Origin of the sequence: Oculatella sp. LEGE 06141 (genome assembly GCF_015207605.1) — a bacterium.
GTDB lineage: Bacteria > Cyanobacteriota > Cyanobacteriia > Elainellales > Elainellaceae > Oculatella.
On record NZ_JADEWO010000001.1, the window covers coordinates 122,580 to 138,953 of the forward strand.

General features: G+C 50.8%; 16 protein-coding genes. 6 read left to right on the forward strand and 10 right to left on the reverse strand.

Annotation, left to right across the window (positions count from 1 at the left end; all coding sequences use genetic code 11):
* Nucleotides 1-132: 132 nt before the first annotated feature.
* The 3 genes from psb29 to hemF form a co-directional block, all read right to left on the reverse strand.
* Nucleotides 133-840 carry a photosystem II biogenesis protein Psp29 gene (gene psb29 / locus IQ268_RS00535; RefSeq protein WP_193874444.1) on the reverse strand — a complete coding sequence of 236 codons (708 nt, stop codon included), beginning with the start codon at nt 838-840 and terminating at the stop codon, nt 133-135.
* A 73-nt stretch (nt 841-913) separates the two neighbouring features.
* Nucleotides 914-1,273: an STAS domain-containing protein gene (locus tag IQ268_RS00540; RefSeq protein WP_193874446.1), complete on the reverse strand. Its 360-nt coding sequence runs from the start codon at nt 1,271-1,273 to the stop codon at nt 914-916.
* 480 nt (nt 1,274-1,753) lie between these two features.
* Nucleotides 1,754-2,791 carry an oxygen-dependent coproporphyrinogen oxidase gene (hemF, locus tag IQ268_RS00545; RefSeq protein ID WP_193874448.1) on the reverse strand — a complete coding sequence of 346 codons (1,038 nt, stop codon included), beginning with the start codon at nt 2,789-2,791 and terminating at the stop codon, nt 1,754-1,756.
* 563 nt (nt 2,792-3,354) lie between these two features.
* Here hemF and IQ268_RS00550 point away from each other — a divergent pair.
* From IQ268_RS00550 to IQ268_RS00575, 6 genes are all read left to right on the forward strand, one after another.
* On the forward strand, nt 3,355-3,942 hold the full coding sequence (locus IQ268_RS00550; RefSeq protein ID WP_228034961.1) for an SRPBCC family protein: 588 nt from the start codon (nt 3,355-3,357) through the stop codon (nt 3,940-3,942).
* A 113-nt stretch (nt 3,943-4,055) separates the two neighbouring features.
* On the forward strand, nt 4,056-5,126 hold the full coding sequence (locus tag IQ268_RS00555; protein ID WP_193874450.1) for an Mrp/NBP35 family ATP-binding protein: 1,071 nt from the start codon (nt 4,056-4,058) through the stop codon (nt 5,124-5,126).
* Nucleotides 5,127-5,186: 60 nt separating this feature from the next.
* Complete coding sequence (gene rodA / locus IQ268_RS00560; protein WP_193874452.1) at nt 5,187-6,440, forward strand: rod shape-determining protein RodA; 1,254 nt, start codon at nt 5,187-5,189, stop codon at nt 6,438-6,440.
* A 106-nt stretch (nt 6,441-6,546) separates the two neighbouring features.
* The gene (locus IQ268_RS00565) at nt 6,547-6,741 is read left to right on the forward strand and encodes an NAD(P)H dehydrogenase subunit NdhS (RefSeq protein WP_193874454.1); all 195 of its coding nucleotides are present in this window, start codon (nt 6,547-6,549) and stop codon (nt 6,739-6,741) included.
* Nucleotides 6,742-6,777: 36 nt separating this feature from the next.
* A complete protein-coding gene (locus IQ268_RS00570) occupies nt 6,778-7,443 on the forward strand; it encodes an HAS-barrel domain-containing protein (protein WP_193874456.1) in 666 nt (221 codons plus the stop codon).
* Nucleotides 7,444-7,597: 154 nt separating this feature from the next.
* Nucleotides 7,598-9,718, forward strand: a complete 2,121-nt coding sequence (locus IQ268_RS00575) for a cation:proton antiporter (RefSeq protein WP_193874458.1) — start codon at nt 7,598-7,600, stop codon at nt 9,716-9,718.
* A 13-nt stretch (nt 9,719-9,731) separates the two neighbouring features.
* On the opposite strand, the gene IQ268_RS00580 is transcribed toward IQ268_RS00575, so the two are convergent.
* The 7 genes from IQ268_RS00580 to IQ268_RS00610 all read right to left on the reverse strand — a co-directional run bounded on the left by IQ268_RS00580 (nt 9,732) and on the right by IQ268_RS00610 (nt 16,320).
* Nucleotides 9,732-11,801 carry a thioredoxin domain-containing protein gene (locus IQ268_RS00580; protein WP_193874828.1) on the reverse strand — a complete coding sequence of 690 codons (2,070 nt, stop codon included), beginning with the start codon at nt 11,799-11,801 and terminating at the stop codon, nt 9,732-9,734.
* A 60-nt stretch (nt 11,802-11,861) separates the two neighbouring features.
* The gene (locus IQ268_RS00585) at nt 11,862-12,551 is read right to left on the reverse strand and encodes a hypothetical protein (RefSeq protein WP_193874460.1); all 690 of its coding nucleotides are present in this window, start codon (nt 12,549-12,551) and stop codon (nt 11,862-11,864) included.
* Nucleotides 12,552-12,663: 112 nt separating this feature from the next.
* Complete coding sequence (locus tag IQ268_RS00590; RefSeq protein ID WP_193874462.1) at nt 12,664-12,867, reverse strand: chlorophyll a/b-binding protein; 204 nt, start codon at nt 12,865-12,867, stop codon at nt 12,664-12,666.
* Between the two features lie 351 nt (nt 12,868-13,218).
* Complete coding sequence (locus IQ268_RS00595) at nt 13,219-13,848, reverse strand: DedA family protein (RefSeq protein ID WP_193874464.1); 630 nt, start codon at nt 13,846-13,848, stop codon at nt 13,219-13,221.
* A 134-nt stretch (nt 13,849-13,982) separates the two neighbouring features.
* Nucleotides 13,983-14,768, reverse strand: a complete 786-nt coding sequence (locus IQ268_RS00600) for a hypothetical protein (protein WP_193874466.1) — start codon at nt 14,766-14,768, stop codon at nt 13,983-13,985.
* A complete protein-coding gene (locus tag IQ268_RS00605) occupies nt 14,768-15,322 on the reverse strand; it encodes an Npun_F5560 family protein (RefSeq protein WP_193874468.1) in 555 nt (184 codons plus the stop codon). The genes IQ268_RS00600 and IQ268_RS00605 overlap by 1 nt, the downstream gene beginning before the upstream one ends.
* Nucleotides 15,319-16,320, reverse strand: coding sequence for an NAD(P)/FAD-dependent oxidoreductase (locus tag IQ268_RS00610; RefSeq protein WP_193874470.1), 1,002 nt, complete (start codon nt 16,318-16,320; stop codon nt 15,319-15,321). Before IQ268_RS00610 ends, IQ268_RS00605 begins: the two co-directional genes overlap by 4 nt.
* Between the last annotated feature and the right edge of the window lie 54 nt (nt 16,321-16,374).

Genomic DNA, 16,374 nt, shown 5'->3' on the forward strand with positions numbered 1-16,374 from the left:
CAACACCGTCCTGCACGGTTCGCCGTTCCAACGCAGTTGAACCAGGGCTGGATCGGGTTTCAAAGGATGATTTCATACAAAAACGGTGAGTGCAAAACACTCACCGAGTCAGTACCAACTTTGTTAGAAACGCTATTCTTGAGGATTCGTGGGAGGAGTCGCGATCGCATCTTTCGCTTTAGCGCGTTCCTCTTTCTTTTTGCGATCGGCTTTCAGGATATCTTCCATCACTATTTGCGCCTGAGCCATTTTTTCCAGATTGCTGCGGTATAGTTCCAAATCTTTTTGCACCTTATCCTGGGGCAAATTCAACGCCTCAGCCACCTGCTGAAGCGCACTATTACGCTGCTTCTCATCCTTAACGACATCCGCATTCATCCGCTCTAGTAACGTATATAGCCCAATAGCAAACAGGCGGCTGTACTTAAACTGCGCGTTCTCAGCAACCGGACGGAAATGGGCGGCAATTCCCTGCCCATCTGAGGCTTGCAACTGCTTCAGTTGAGAAACAAATTCATCAACCGAAAGACCATTTGCATCAACACACAATTGCTCGGCGTTTTGTCGGTAAGTGTGCGGGTCTTTCTCAATCGCTCGACAGAGTGCATCAAAAACAGAGTCTTTGTCGCCCTCCGGACGATAGCCCTGCATAAAGCGGTCGAACGCAGTTACAACACCCAACGCATAGATCGCGTCGTAGCGGAAGTCTGCGTTAACAGACAGCAAATGCATCTCTACCATCAACTCTTCCACAACGCGACGGTAGATAGAGTTAATGGGGCGAGTGTGCAAGTTGTAGAAGGCTCGCTTCGTGTCGGAGACAGTGCGGACGTTGTTCACAAGAGACTCTAAAAATACTGTGATCTTTATTGTCTCGCTTAGGTGCTAGTTTGCCAACCCGATCTGGTTTGATCTAGCTTGCAATACCACGAGGAACTCCTTCCAATGCCTCTGATTCAGTATTGAAGATTTCAAATACAGAATCCATCATGGTCACCTCAAACACCAGTTTGGCTTCGGGATGAACATTGCAAATTCGAAAGCTGCCTTTCACTTTGTCGGCATCTCGCATTCCAGCGACTAAGGATGTCAAACCAGAACTGTCAATAAAGTTTACCTGACCCAAATTAACCACAACGTGCGGACTCAACCGAGAAATACACTCTTGCAGCTTAAGGCGAAACTGCCAGGCTGTCGTGATGTCTAATCTCCCGGTTGGGGTTAGAACAATGACCGTTTTGCCATCCTGGGTCGTGTGCGCTATTTGCTCCATGTGGATTCCCCTTCCTGGGATTGACGGTGCTTAAACAACAATTAGCAAGAGTAAGCGTGCAGCCAATGATTTAACACGGCGTAACTTACCCGTTTTTAGGTTGCCCAATGTCAGCATCGTTCTCACATCTACAGCAGGAGTTCTATCCATTGAGGCTGAAGGTCATTCGCCGTTAATTTCTCTCAGCAGAGACACAATTACTCGCGTTCTTGCAGGCTCTCGTAGCAGAAAGTGGATCGTGAACGAGCCGTCAGAGACCAAACCCTGTCCGCAAGAGTGAAGCAGCCTTATACGGTTTAACCGTGGCAATTGCAACATGCCACGGTCGATATTAAAGGAGCTGTCGCAGCCGTTAAGCCCTCAATATTGGGACGACTTTGAAACAGAACTGGCTCAGTCTCCCAAAAGTAGGGAATTGCGCCGCGGCGTTGCCCCTGCAATCAGAATGAACACAGACGTAACCCCGCCTCCTAGTTATACCTAGGAGGCATCTGGCCGCCAATTGACCCAATCTTGCGGTTTGAGAAACACCTCGTACAGCTCTGCCTCGGGAGTTCCGGGTTCTGGCGCGTAGCTGTATTCCCAACGCACCAGTGGCGGTAACGACATCAGAATAGATTCTGTCCGTCCGTTCGTTTGCAGACCAAAGATGGTACCCCGGTCGTAGATTAAGTTGAACTCGACATAGCGCCCACGACGGTAGAGTTGGAAGTCTCGCTGGCGATCGCCATACTCCATGTCCTTCCGGCGCTCGACAATGGGCAAATAGGCTGGCAAAAAAGCTTGTCCACACGACTGCACCAGCCCAAACAGGTCATCCCAGGTACGCGGTTCGACATCCCCGACAGCATTGCTGTAAGCCGCTGCTGCCCCGTTTTCATCAGAACCGTGATAGAGCTTACCCCGGCCATCTTGATAGTCAAAGAACAGCCCGCCCACACCACGAGTTTCCTGACGGTGCTTGAGATAAAAGTACTCGTCACACCAGCGTTTGAATGTAGGGTAATACTCGGAATGATGGCGATCGCACGCCTGCTTCAGCGTCTGATGAAAATGGGCTGCATCTTCTGCAAACGGATAATAGGGAGTCAGGTCGGCTCCTCCACCAAACCACCACACCGGGCCAGCCTCGAAATAGCGGTAGTTTAAGTGAACAGTGGGCACATAAGGATTTCGAGGGTGCAACACCATTGAAGTTCCCGTCGCAAAAAATCGATGCCCAGCCGCCTCTGGCCGCTGCACCAAGATTGAAGGAGGCAGATCATTCCCCCATACCTCTGAGAAATTGACACCGCCTTGCTCAAACACGCCTCCCGACTTAAGCACCCGTGACCGACCACCCCCGCCTTCATCACGCACCCAACTGTCTTCCTGAAACGTTGCTTGACCATCCAGTTGTTCTAACGTCTGACAGATCTGGTCTTGCAGACTCTTCATGAACTGACGAACCCGCTCCCGTGAATCAGCAGGGGGAAGGGCACTTGAAGACGCGATGGTAGGGGTTGAAAAATTTGTCATGGTCGTTTCTAAAAAGTCAATACTGAACCGTCTGGGATACTGGGTTGAGGTTTGATCTAGCCTGTCCTGAGATGAACTTAGCAAGGAATGGGCAACACAAGTGTGAAGAACCCTAAAGAATGCTTTCAAATTGAAAGTTCATCGTTATCGATGCAACATCTATGCAACAGTTGTTTACCCTGATTCTGTCCTCAAAGTGACTTAGACTACAATGAGAAGCTTAGAGGTTATTTGGAACGTAGCAAAGGAGCGGCATTTGCTCACCAGATCTCCCAACCTGGAGAACTTTCAGCTCAGTTCTGTTTCAAAATCCCCGCTTGGTTGAGCGCTCAGGTCGAAGCCCAGAATTGGCAGCTTAGCGACTGCGGCAGACCAGAAAAGGGCGGTTCGAGTCACAATCAACACATTTTAGAGAAAGTTACTTTATTAGAGAAAAGTAGAAGTAGATATGCAGAGAATGTCAGCCGTTTCAGTCTTCTTCTAACTTAAGGTTTAGCAATAACGATAGCATCTGCTATCTAAGTACGACGGCAAGAGTACGACGGCAAAAGAGGAGTGATTTGATGCTGGGCTTTTGGTCTAGATTTGTCCACCGAGACTTGGGCTGGTTTCGTCCACTGGTAGAGACGTATCAAGTTATCAGTTCAGCATCTGTTGATGATTTGTGGCGAAAAGTAGTCAACATCGCTGATGTATCCTGGCATCCACTCCTGGCTAGCACTAACGTCCCTAAGGGGTTGCTGCCAAAGCCAGGGCTAATTTATCGAGCAGTTACTCGGCTGTTTCCGTTTCCAATTCGAATTTTTGTGGAGCGAGTCACCCCTCGAGAATTGCTCAGCGTCAGAATTTTGGCTCTCCCTGGGATTGAAGAGCGAGTGACTTATCGAGTCGAATCGACGGTTTGGGGAACGCGTGTATCCTATTCTGTGACGCTTAGAGGCTGGTTATCTCCGTTAATTTGGTCGATCATTCGCCCTTATGCCGCCAGAGTGGCAAGCGAACTAGCCAGCGCCGCAGAGCAAGAACGGTCTGAAATGGGTTCAACGAAACCGAAGACGACGAAACGAAACTCGCACGGATTGTTGGGGGTTGTGCTGATAGCCTTTAGCATCGGCAATAGCATTAGTGGTTTGATAGTCGTGCCCAGATAATCCTTCCCTGGAGAGTTTTCAAATCGTTACGGCTGTTGACGAACGGTTAAGATCAAAATAGCGGTTAATACCTAGCATTTCCCCAAGTTGTGATGGCTGGGATTGGAGAACACATGGCTAAAAATCTGGAAACCAGCACTGTCCTAGAGGTGTTGCGACCTGTGCAAGATCCCGAACTTCAAAAGAGTTTGGTGGAACTGAACATGATTCGCGATGTCAAGATTGATGACGGCGATGTCAGGTTTACGTTGGTGCTAACCACACCAGCCTGTCCCTTACGCGAGTTCATTGTTGAAGAATGCCAACAGGTGGTTAAAACCATCCCTGGCGTGAAGACAGTATCGGTCGAGGTAACCGCCGAAACGCCTCAGCAAAAAGCGTTGCCCGATCGCACAGGCATTGCTGGTGTGAAAAATATTTTGGCTGTTTCCAGTGGGAAGGGGGGCGTGGGTAAAAGCACGATCGCCGTTAATGTTGCCGTAGCCCTGGCACAATCGGGAGCCAAAGTGGGACTCATTGATGCCGATATTTATGGCCCCAACACACCCACAATGTTGGGTTTGGCAGATGCTAAAGTAACCGTGCAGAAAGGAGCCAACGGCGATGTGTTGGAACCCGCATTCAACTATGGAGTTAAGCTCGTGTCGATGGGTTTTCTGATTGACCCCGACCAGCCCGTGATTTGGCGAGGGCCAATGCTAAACGGCATCATTCGCCAGTTTCTGTATCAAGCAAACTGGGGCGAGTTAGATTACCTGATTGTAGATATGCCCCCCGGCACCGGAGATGCCCAACTAACGCTGGCGCAGGCCGTTCCAATGGCGGGAGCCGTGATTGTGACTACACCGCAAACAGTGGCGCTGCAAGATGCTCGACGGGGACTGCGAATGTTCCAGCAGATGCAAGTGCCCGTGCTGGGGATTGTCGAGAATATGAGCTATTTCATTCCGCCGGATAGACCCGATCAGCAGTACGACATTTTTGGGTCCGGTGGTGGTGAAAGAACCTCCAAGGAGTTGGGGTTACCGCTGCTGGGCTGTGTACCGCTCGAAATTTCATTACGACAAGGGGGCGATCGCGGCATCCCGATGGTGATTGATGACCCTGATTCCGCTTCGGCAAAAGCGCTAACGGCGATCGCCAAACAAATTGCCGCTAGAGTATCTGTAGCAGCTCTGGCATAAACCTTTGACTGACTCTACCTTAATTGGTCGTTCCATTGTCTCTCCTACTGGCTCCTGTGTATGTTGCAACGCTCCTTTGGTCGCATTAGCTGGAAGTCCCTCTTTCAACCCTGGCAAGAAGTAGATTGGCTGCTGCTGCTGTTAGCCATTGGCTTAACGGCTGTGGGAGGAGTTGCTATTCGCAGTGCTGAACTGCATTTGGGGTTAACCGACTGGCGACTGCACTGGATTACGGGTGGGGCAGGGCTGGTGTTAGCAATGGCGATCGCCCGCTGGCGCTACGAAATCCTAATTCAGTGGCAGTGGATTATCTACGGCCTGACCAACGTGGTACTGCTCTCAGTTATTTTCTTAGGAACAACGGCCAACGGTGCCCAGAGCTGGATTACCCTGGGGGATTTCAACGTTCAGCCCTCTGAATTTGCCAAAGTAGGGGTCATTATTACACTGGCAGCATCGTTACAGGAGCGTGCCGCTGCTACCATTCCAAGCGTGATTCGAACGATCGCCATTACCGCCGTTCCCTGGACGTTAATCATGCTCCAACCCGATTTGGGTACCTCCCTCGTCTTTGGAGCCATTACCCTGGGGATGCTGTACTGGAGCAACACCAATCCGGGTTGGCTGGTTCTCTTACTGTCGCCGTTGGTATCTGCCATTCTGTTTGGTGTCTTTCTACCGGGTTGGTTTGCCTGGGCAGCATTGATGATTGTCATTGCCTGGCGCACGCTGCCGTGGAGTTGGTATGGGGCACTGGGAGTCGCTACGGTTAACCTGATCTCAGGCGGCTTAGGACGGGTCATGTGGGGATTGCTGCAAGACTACCAGAAGGATCGGTTGACCTTATTTCTCAACCCCGATCAAGACCCCTTGGGTGGGGGTTATCACCTGATCCAGTCTCGAATTGCGATTGGGGCAGGTCAGCTTTTAGGGCGAGGATTGAATCAAGGAACCCAAACCCAACTCAATTTCATTCCAGAGCAGCACACTGACTTTATTTTTTCGGCAGTAGGTGAAGAATTTGGCTTCGTTGGCTGTTTAGTGGTGCTGGTGCTGTTTTGGCTAGTCTGTCTGCGATTGGTGATTATTGCCCAAAACGCCAAAGATAATTTTGGTTCCTTGCTGGCGATCGGCGTTTTGTCGATGATTGTCTTTCAGGTTCTCGTCAATATTGGCATGACAATTGGTCTGGCTCCCATTACGGGCATTCCGTTACCCTGGCTGAGCTATGGGCGATCGGCGCTTCTCACTAACTTCATTGCCCTTGGGTTAGCCGAATCGGTTAATAATCATCGCCATCGCCTCCGCTTTTAACCCAATCTCCAGGCCGCGAATTTAAGCCGCTATTTGTTGATCGCGATTTAATGGGGATGCTCTAAGCTAAATTGAAAGACGACTGTTGTTACTTTTCTCTAACACTATGATTCTGCCAGGTTCAGCCGTTCGCGTCAAAAATGAGAACGATACTTACTACGCCTTCCAGGGGTTAGTGCAACGGGTTAGTGATGGTAAAGCTGCCGTGCTGTTTGAAGGCGGCAACTGGGACAAGCTGGTGACGTTTAATTTGTCAGAGCTAGAGCTAGTGGATGCGAAGGCCGGACGGGTCAAAAAGTAGCGTATTGCCTGACTTAGTTCACTCTTTAAAGACAACATGCGCTTACCTTTGCCGCAATTTGGCACGCAAAATCGCCCTCCCAACTACATTGCCGAGGTGATTGAAACGTCTACGACCGAGTTTTTGGCGCAGTGTCTAGAACCCGACGACCTCAATTTTGCCGTGATGCCCCCATTTGGCAGTTGGGTTAAAGCGGCAGATGAGGAATCGGGAAACCAGATCTATGCCGTGGTATATCACGCCACGACTAGCCCCATTGACTCGGTTCATCGGGCACGGGCGCTGGGGCTATCGCTCCACGATCTGCGGGAACAGCAGCCACAAATTTTTGCGATGCTGAAGACCGAATTTCGAGCGGCGATCGTCGGTTTCCAGCCGCGTCAGTCCACGACAAACGGTTCTAGCCGCCTCACTACCGTTTATCAGCATCTTCCTCCACGTCCGCCTCAAATTCATCAGGCCGTTTACTACTGCGCTCCAGCCGAAGTCATTCACTTCAGCGAACAGCTCGATTTTTTGCGAACGCTGTTACAGGTGAACGGTGCCCCCATCGATAGCCTGGTCGCCGCTGCCATTCGAGAGATTTACCAACTTCGGAAAGCCGATCGCGCCTGGTTAGTAGCAGCAGGGCGATCGCTTAGCGTGCTATTGAAAGATGACTACGATCGCCTCCGCATGGTCTTAAGTCAGATCCATCTTTAGATATCTTTTTAAGCTGGCGGCTTGCAAACCCCGTAGATTTGATCTAAAGCTTTGTAAGCAACACTCATGCTTTTGAAATTCTCTACGTTCAAAGCCTGAGATCCTTTCGCTCAATGTTGGTGGCATCTGCCGTTTTTAGCCCTTCACAAACTATATGCACATCGAACCGATTGTCTCCTTTGCGATTCTGCTGGCAGTCATTCTAATCGTCCCGCTTTGCTTTGAACGACTAAGATTACCTGGATTGTTGGGTCTATTACTAGCAGGGGTTGCGTTAGGGCCAAACGGTCTAAACGTGTTTGAGACCGAGAGCGAAACCATTCGGCTCCTATCCGATATTGGCCTGGTCTATCTGCTGTTTATGTCTGGTCTAGAAATTGACATTGAACAGTTTCAGGCCACCAAACACCGTTCCGCAAGTTTCGGTTTCTTCACCTTTATTGTTCCGTTGATAACTGGAACTATAGTTGGGCGGCTTTTTGGATTTGACTGGAATGCTTCAATCCTGATCGGTTCCCTATTCGCCTCCCATACGCTCCTGGCTTATCCGATTGTCAGCCGCTTGGGAGTGGTCAACAACGAGGCGGTTTTAATTACAATCGGCGCAACAATTTTCACAGACATTGGAGCACTGTTGGTGCTTGCCATCTGTATTGGAGTAAATCAGGGAGAATTCACCGTGTTCAGCCTGGTCAGGCTGTTACTGTCGCTTATAATTTACTCCGCCATTGTTCTGTTTGGCTTCAACTGGCTCGGTAAAGAATTCTTCCGCCGTTCTGGAGATGAAGAGGGCAACCAATTTCTGTTCGTCTTGCTGGCTGTGTTTGTTGCTGCCCTGGGAGCTGAGGTTATCGGCATTGAAAAGATTGTGGGTGCCTTCCTGGCCGGGCTGGCTGTCAATAGCGTCGTGGGAGATGGGCCTGTCAAAGAAAAAGTGCTGTTTGTCGGCAGCGTTCTCTTCGTCCCTGTTTTCTTTATTGATTTAGGATTGCTAATTGACGTTCCAGCGTTTATCAGCAGTCTTGGCGCTATTTGGCTAACACTGGCTATCCTGGTGGGCTTAATTAGCAGTAAGTTTGTAGCGGCTTTATTGGCAAAGTTAGCCTTTCGCTATAGCTGGCGCGAAATGGTGACCATGTGGTCATTGTCGATTCCGCAAGTAGCGGCAACGCTGGCGGCAACGCTCGTTGGGTATCGAGCCGGAATTTTGTCGGAGGGAGTGCTAAACGGCGTGATTGTTCTCATGCTGGTCACTGCCACCCTTGGCCCGGTGATTACGGCTCGTAGTGCAATAGGGTTGACGGTTCCCGAAACCAATATTGTTGAGCCGGAAGAACCGATTCTAGACACTGAAAGCACGGTAGAGAAGCGATCGCTTTCCATTGTGGTTCCAGTTTATAACCCTCAGACAGAGCGTTATTTGATTGAAATGGCAGCCATGCTGGTGCGCTATGAAACAGGTAAAATTGTCCCCCTCTCGGTTACTACCGCCCATGCCCACATGGATGCACCGCAATTGCAAGTAGCGCTGGCTAGAAGCACAACACTACTGCAACGAGCTACCGAAATGAGCCAGAGCTTAGGGGTCAAAGCTGAGCCGCTTTACCGCATTGATGACAGTACCGCTCAGGGGATTAGTCGCGCTAGCCGCGAACAAAATGCTGACCTGATTATCATGGGGTGGGGAAAGACAACCGGGTTACGCGCTCGCCTGTTTGGAAATGTAATTGATAGCGTACTGTGGGCATCGCACTGTCCGGTTGCGGTTACCCGGTTGCTCGATCCGCCCGCGAATATCCGCCGAATTTTGGTACCGATCGAAAACTTATCGCAACGGGCGGGTGGCGTCATTCGGTTTGCCGATATTTTAGCCGCGGCGAGCAACGCCCAGGTCACGCTGCTACACATCTGCGATACGCGCACCACGTCCAACCGAATTGAGTGGATTGAGTCTCAGCTCAAGCTACTGGTTTCGCGGTACTCCCCAGACAGCAATTCGGAGATTCAGATTGTTAAAGACGACCACATTGCAGGCGCAATCTTGAACGAGGCCAAGTCCTATGACCTGGTGGTGCTGCGATCGGTGCGGCGACGGATGAGCTTCGGCGAACTCGCCATTAGCGATGTCACGACCGAGGTAGTCAAGCAGCTCAATTGCTCTATTGTCATGCTGGGAGAACCGCAGCGGTTTGGCACGTTGCTGCCCAGAACGCGTGATGGTGCGATGCACAATTTTCCAGAGCAAGCCTCTGAACAAGGGGCGATCGTAGAATAGGCACCCGTAACGCTCAGGCTCTCACCTGGCTCTGCTGAATCTGCTCCTGTAGCTGAACGAAGCTGCGGGCAGGTTCTTTGCAGCTTAACCCCTGGCAAACCAAACCAACCGTGTCGGGCGGCAGGTTGGGTTCAATGGTGCAAACAACCGATGGCAAGTATTGCTGGCTGAGTCCGTTAAACGTCTCAGCCGTCGTTCGCAGCAGCGTATGGTTGCGGTACCAATCCAACGCGCCAAACAGGGTAGGGCATGATTGCGGCGATCGCTCCATCACCCCGCTAAACGACTGCAAGGCTCGTTCAGCCCGATCGAGATGCTGGAGGTCTTCAGTTCGGAGAGCCAAACGCACCAGATTAGCGATCGCTACCCCATTGGCAGACGGGGTGGCGTTGTCCTCGTAACTGCGCTCGCGAATCACCAAATCCTGGCTAACATCCCCAGGCGTATTGAAATAACCGCCCAAATCGACGCTCCATAGCCAGTCATCAAATTCATCTTGCAGGGCGATCGCTCGTTCTAGCCACTGAGAAGGAGCGGTTGGTGTTGTCAAACTCATCGTGGCCTGATCCAGATCAAGCAACGCTTTAATGAACAGGGCATAATCTTCCGACTGAGCCAATACCGAAGCCTGCCCGTCATAATTGAGCCGATGGAATCGTTTATCTATCCACTTGTGTTCCACAATGAACCTTGCAGCTTGAGCCGCTAGCTCCAAATAATCTGCCTTTTGGAGTGCGATCGCAGCCCTGGCTAAACCCGAGATCATCAGGCTGTTCCAGGCAACAATCATTTTGGTATCCGTCACGGGTGGAATCCGCCCAGGCCAAGGGTGTGTCTTAGCGTCCTGGTTGCTGCGGGCGGGCGGAAAGGTTGACCCTTGAGATGGAAGTGTCCCATAGCGAAGCTTAAACAGTTTTGCCAGTGCCGTTTCCAGGGCATCAGTGAGTTGTCCTGCATGGCGACGCTGCAACACAATCTGTCCCTCAAAGTTGCCTCGCTCTGCCACCATAAACTGGTCTGCCAGTTCTGCCAGCTCTGCGTCAGCCAAAACCCCAGCCAGTTGGCTGTATTTCCACACATAAAACGCGCCCTCTTCAGGCTCAAGCTCATCTGGAGTGACAAAACTATCGGCATCTTGCGCGGCGTAAAAGTAGCCCTCAGGCGCAGTCATTTCCCGTTGCAACCAGGCTACGGTTCCGGCGATCGCCCGTTCAAAGGCAGGGTCTTGCATTCCGGCACAGCACAGATCGGCTAAGAACTCGACAATCTGTCCGTTGTCGTAAAGCATCTTCTCAAAATGCGGCACCGTCCAGGTAGGGTCAACGGTGTAACGATGGAAGCCACCCCCCACATGATCATAAATGCCGCCTAAAGCCAGGTTTAAACCTCGTTGCTGGCAGACCTGTGCCGGATTGTACATGGCCTCATCTGGCTTAAACCGCATGCCTCGCAGTGCCGTCATCGCGTAGGGAATCATCGGAAAACTCTGCCCCATGCCTCTAGCAGAAATGACTCCAGCACTGTACTGCAACCCCTGTCCTAACAGCGCATCGTCCAGCGTTTCAACAGCCTGCAACACTGTGGATTGTTGCAGACGGCTCAAGATTTTGCCCTTCACCGCTTCAACCTGATTCATTTCGGTATCATAGAGCCGCCGAATACCTTGCAGAATTTGCAAAAATCCCGGTCGCCCATATTTAGGCTCAACCGGAAAATAGGTACCGCCATAGAACGGCACCAAATCCCCTGGCGTTAGAAACACGTTGAGCGGCCACCCACCCTGCCCGGTCATCAATTGCAGCGCCTGCATATAGATGCTGTCTAAATCTGGGCGTTCTTCCCGGTCTACCTTGATTGGTAAAAAGTGGGCGTTCATGTAATCGGCGATCGCCTCATTTGAGAAAGCCTCACCTTCCATGACGGTGCACCAATGGCAGCTAGAGTAACCAATGGAAAGAAAAATAGGTTTGTTGGCGTGTGCGGCAGCCTTTAACGCTTCCTCCGACCACGGCCACCAGTCAATCGGATTCTCGGCATGTTTACGCAAATAGAGGCTTTGGGTGTGGGCAAGGCGGTTGGTCATGGGGCAATGGTAAAACTCGGTAGACAAATGTCTATACTCTGAGTCTATCGAAGTCAGCGGTTACTGTGCCGCTCCTCGTACCAGGGCGCGATCGCCAGAAAACTCAATCTCACTGATGTCAACGCCACCAACGCCCAGACCCACAGTGATGCCGTGCCGTAATTCCTGTTCAGAAATCCCCAATCGATTCGCAACCTCTGCCAGTGGGAACTTCAGTTCCCCAATCTGAATCGTCGTGCTGTCGTCTAGCATGAGCACATCGTTGGCAACGGTAGGCTGCCCCTCAAGTCCGACATAAATTTCCCGATCGACCAGATCGGGAAAGGTGTCTGTCAAGCGTTGCAAAAACTCGCGCTCACGGGGTTGCAGTTGGTTGGGTGAAATATCAGCCAGATTCACCACTGCTCCTGTCCGGAGTTGATCGCCTTCAATGGTAGTATTGAATCCTTTTGCCCCAGCCAACAAAGGACTGTAGGAAGAGTTATCTGCGATCGCCGTCATCATCAGTTCATTAAACTCGGCGCTATCTAATGCTTCATCCACTTCCGCCCGGTCAGAGGCGATCGTCAATCGTTGAGTAACCCTGTCTCTGGCCGCTTCAATTGTCTCTTCCGTTGGCACCACAACGTCCTGCGTGCTGTACCAGGCGGGCAAGCGAGTCGCTTGGCTCCAGTAATAATAAACGGCAGTAGCCGCGCCAACAATGCCTCCTGAAATGATTAGCGCAATGACTAGTCCTATGTTTTTCACGGCAGTTTCAAATCGACTCTCCTTGGACTAGTATGGCCGATCAACAGAAAAAGCTGGAAGCTTAACGCTTCCAGCTTTTTACAAAAAGGGAGAGATCATGTATCTGCTAACTTTAGGCTAGACCTAACCAATGGAAGAAGCCCTGACCGGTCGTTAACTCAACAATCAACGCAGCCAGGAAGCCAATCATCGCTAGACGACCGTTCCAGATTTCAGCGCTTGGATTAGAGCCAAACTGGAACTTTGTAGCAAACTCGCCGTACTTACGCTCAGACTGCTGCTCGTAATAGTCCTGATTGTTCGGTGTGTTTTGCATGGTTAAAGTCTCTGGTAGCTGTGCTTGGTTTGTGATGCCATAAAATGTAACGAAATGTTACTGTGCCTTGTCTCTCTCTAAAGATAGAGATAAGAACGGTGGTGCAGATTCAGAAGGTCAAATTGGCTCAATCGTCAAGCAGGCTCAACAAACTAAGGTGCTGCAACACAAAAACAAGATTGCAGCACCGCAGCATGCTGTCCAGGTGGCTTTAGCCATTGATGTCGCTTGGTACTAGAGGCTCCGGCAGAAATCCACCCGCCATGGGTCAATTCGACCCAAAACGGAATGACCCATGACCCATGATGAATGATGGAGCAAGAACAGTATGCTCACTGCCGCCTTAGCGGACTAGGGCTTTAGTTGATTAGAGTAACGGCGATGTTCCAGCCAATAGGAAAATCCTACCCAGGCCACCACGATCGCCAGCGCCACAAAAGCAAACTGGGCGACCCAGGTAATCAACTGCTCTAGTGCAACCAATCGTCCGGCAAAATAAGCAAGGCTCACCATCACCGAAGCCCAAATACTAGCGCCGGCCAGATTGCAAAGAATGAACTTGGAATAGGGCATTCCGGCAATGCCAGCCAGTGGCCCCGCAAAGATGCGTAGCAATGCCACAAAACGCCCAAAAAATACCGCTTTTGCGGCATTTTGACTGAACTGTTCTCGCAGTTCTAACAGCCGCTCATCATCAATACGGAAGATCTGCCCAATCCGAATTAGCAACGACCAACCGCCATAAAAACCGAGCCAGTAGCCAAAGTTGTCTCCGATTACGGCTCCAGCGATCGCGCAACCCAACACAACCCAATAGTCCAGTTCACCGCTACCGGCCAAAAATCCACCCACAAGCGTGATTGTCTCACCTGGAATGGGAACCCCTGCATTCTCCAGCATGATTCCCACGAAGACTGCCCAGTAGCCATACTGTCGCGCAATTTCCTGGATCGTTTCAAGGGATACTAGCTCTATCGACATGTATGTGTCTTTACAAAGTTTAATGAAGCTCTCTCATGATCTTGGCGCACTTTCAGGAAAAGTGTCAATCTGTATACCTACACAGATCGTAAAAATTCGGTTCAATGCCGCCCAATACCGCCCAACAACAGCCGCTATGGATTACCAGAGGTCAACGCCGAGGACACAGGTTGATAAACCTGATAGTTAGATGAGGTAATCACCAAATCCAGGATGGGCTGATGAGCCAAACACCGCCAATAGCAGGTAAACAAATCTGGGGTTTGAATTCCCAGACTGGCGATCGCAGGCTCTGCCGGAAACGGTAACAGCCGATCAAAACAAACGGCTTCCCCCTCAAATCCAAATTGAACAAGATACACTGAAGGCAACAGTTTGAGCGATCGCGACAGCCATTGTCCTAAACGATACAGGGGTTGCCGCCAACGGTCGGGTAAATGCACAGGTTGATAGTAACCAGACGGGTATAGTTCAGTTTTATCCGGGTCGTGTTGAACCGCGATCACCTCACCATAGAGCGGTCCCTTCCGTGTCAGCACCAGTGGCAACCATAAACACCCAGTTCCAGTAGCATAGCCTAAAGAATCAGCCACCCGCCGTCTCAGACTGGTTATATCCCGACATGCCTGGTAAATGGCTCGGTAGGGAAACGGAAGATGTTCCGGCAACTCTAATGTGAGTGGACACAGCACGCCTTCAGGTTCCCAACGAGAAGCCGGAAGGGCAGCCAACGCTTGTGCAGAGATAACGTTAACCGCATCAACCTGACCTGAATTGTCCTGCTGGGTTGAACTGATGCTAAATCCTGGCGATGCCAAAATAGATTGATTGAGTGCAGCCACGCCTGGTGAAAACGATGCAGGTGTCAAGCAGTCTTGTCCATGCCGTTCGCCATCCACCACAATAAAAGCAGTAGTCACTATACGCTGCCGAAAGTAGGAACCGGAGCTGGAGCCGCCGCCATACGCGGAAAGGTGGGCAAATCAATCTGGGTCGTTCGTCGGGTTCTCACGGCTAGCCGATAACTCACGCTTTGCAACTCGGCATGAAGCTGACGATTCTCGCGCTGAATCCTGGCGATCTTCTCCTTGACCGGAACCATGCGCTCTGCAAATTTTTCGCGATAGATCCGGGGCAGTTCTTGAACGACCTGCTCTAACATGCGAGAGCGATCGGTTAACTCTTGAACAGATTGCCGCAACTGATAAATTTCAGTATCTCGCGCAGAAATTTGCTGTTGATAGAACTGCACTTGCTGCTCTACACCTTGGAGCTGTTCGCGCAATGCCCGCACTTCTGCCAGGTGCCGCTCAGACGCTTCCGGGCTAGGCATGAAGTTGGCATTGCCTTTCACCAGTCGAAACAACTCTTGAGATAGCTGTTGAACTAGCTGATCTCGTATTTGCAACTCTTCGCGTAAACGAGCAACTTCTGCTTGAAGCTCAGGGATTCTAAGGACGTCAGCGTTGGTCACGGCATTACAGCTCCAATAAGGTTACTTTCCCAACGACGGGGAGGGGAAGCACGACGGATATCTTTCCATATTGCGGTTGCAGCTAATGTACCATCTGCAACCGCAATTGACACTTGATTTATTCCCTCTTTTAAATCTCCTACGGCAAAAAGTCGAGGATGAGAGGTGCGACACATGGAATCTGTCGCTAGGTTGCCCCCTTTCCACTCCAAATCCAACCCCTGAAGATACTCATTGTAATAATGCGACCCCATGGCTATTAAACCCGTTTCCAGCGGAATGGTTGAACCGTCGGCCAGTTCAACTCCTGTCATTTCGTGGTTTTCTCCCACAAATCGCTGAATCGGCGTTTCGATCAGAGGATAGCCATAATCCTCCAGTTTCTGCCGCATCTCTTTGCCCACCTCTGCCAGCCCGTGAGTAAAGACCGTAATGTACGGCGTAAACCAATTCAAGACAAACGCTGTATTGATGGCTTTTTCTGAATTGACAAACAAACCACACCGTTTGTTGGCGATCTCATAGCCATCGCAAATCATGCAGACATGCAGGTTATATCCTGCGTAGTCAAACACGTTTTGCATATCCGGTAAGCTGGGCAGATGGTCGATCACGCCACTGGCGGCAATCACATATTTGGAACGGAAGACGGGCTGGATACTGTCTTGCTTGCCAACTTTGACCTTAACAGCGAACGTCTCTCCTTCATCTTCGACGTTCTCAACATAGCCTCGCAGGTAGTCACCTCCGAGCGAGAGAACATGCTCTTGACCTTGCTGTAGTAGATCTCGACCCGGTGTATCTGGTGGCAATCCCAGATAATTTCGCAGGTCTTGCATCCAAAAAGAACGTCCCCGTCCTTTCTCAATGACCAAGCACGACAAAAGATAGCGCTGCAAATATAGTGCGGCTGACAGCCCACCTGCTCCCCCCCCCACGATGATGACATCATAGACGTGATCCAGACGTTGCTCCAGGTTTTTCTTCGTGAGCTTCATGGACTCTATTGGGTAAGTGACTACAAAACGACCGCAACAGGGCAGCAGGTGTCA

What these genes read in the sequence shown, in the direction of transcription:
- IQ268_RS00540 (WP_193874446.1), bottom strand. Translation starts at nt 1,273, where the DNA reads ATGGAGCAAATAGCGCACACGACCCAGGATGGCAAAACGGTCATTGTT.
- hemF (WP_193874448.1), bottom strand. Translation starts at nt 2,791, where the DNA reads ATGACAAATTTTTCAACCCCTACCATCGCGTCTTCAAGTGCCCTTCCC.
- IQ268_RS00550 (WP_228034961.1), top strand. Translation starts at nt 3,355, where the DNA reads ATGCTGGGCTTTTGGTCTAGATTTGTCCACCGAGACTTGGGCTGGTTT.
- IQ268_RS00555 (WP_193874450.1), top strand. Translation starts at nt 4,056, where the DNA reads ATGGCTAAAAATCTGGAAACCAGCACTGTCCTAGAGGTGTTGCGACCT.
- rodA (WP_193874452.1), top strand. Translation starts at nt 5,187, where the DNA reads ATGTTGCAACGCTCCTTTGGTCGCATTAGCTGGAAGTCCCTCTTTCAA.
- IQ268_RS00565 (WP_193874454.1), top strand. Translation starts at nt 6,547, where the DNA reads ATGATTCTGCCAGGTTCAGCCGTTCGCGTCAAAAATGAGAACGATACT.
- IQ268_RS00570 (WP_193874456.1), top strand. Translation starts at nt 6,778, where the DNA reads ATGCGCTTACCTTTGCCGCAATTTGGCACGCAAAATCGCCCTCCCAAC.
- IQ268_RS00575 (WP_193874458.1), top strand. Translation starts at nt 7,598, where the DNA reads ATGCACATCGAACCGATTGTCTCCTTTGCGATTCTGCTGGCAGTCATT.
- IQ268_RS00580 (WP_193874828.1), bottom strand. Translation starts at nt 11,801, where the DNA reads ATGACCAACCGCCTTGCCCACACCCAAAGCCTCTATTTGCGTAAACAT.
- IQ268_RS00590 (WP_193874462.1), bottom strand. Translation starts at nt 12,867, where the DNA reads ATGCAAAACACACCGAACAATCAGGACTATTACGAGCAGCAGTCTGAG.
- IQ268_RS00595 (WP_193874464.1), bottom strand. Translation starts at nt 13,848, where the DNA reads ATGTCGATAGAGCTAGTATCCCTTGAAACGATCCAGGAAATTGCGCGA.
- IQ268_RS00610 (WP_193874470.1), bottom strand. Translation starts at nt 16,320, where the DNA reads ATGAAGCTCACGAAGAAAAACCTGGAGCAACGTCTGGATCACGTCTAT.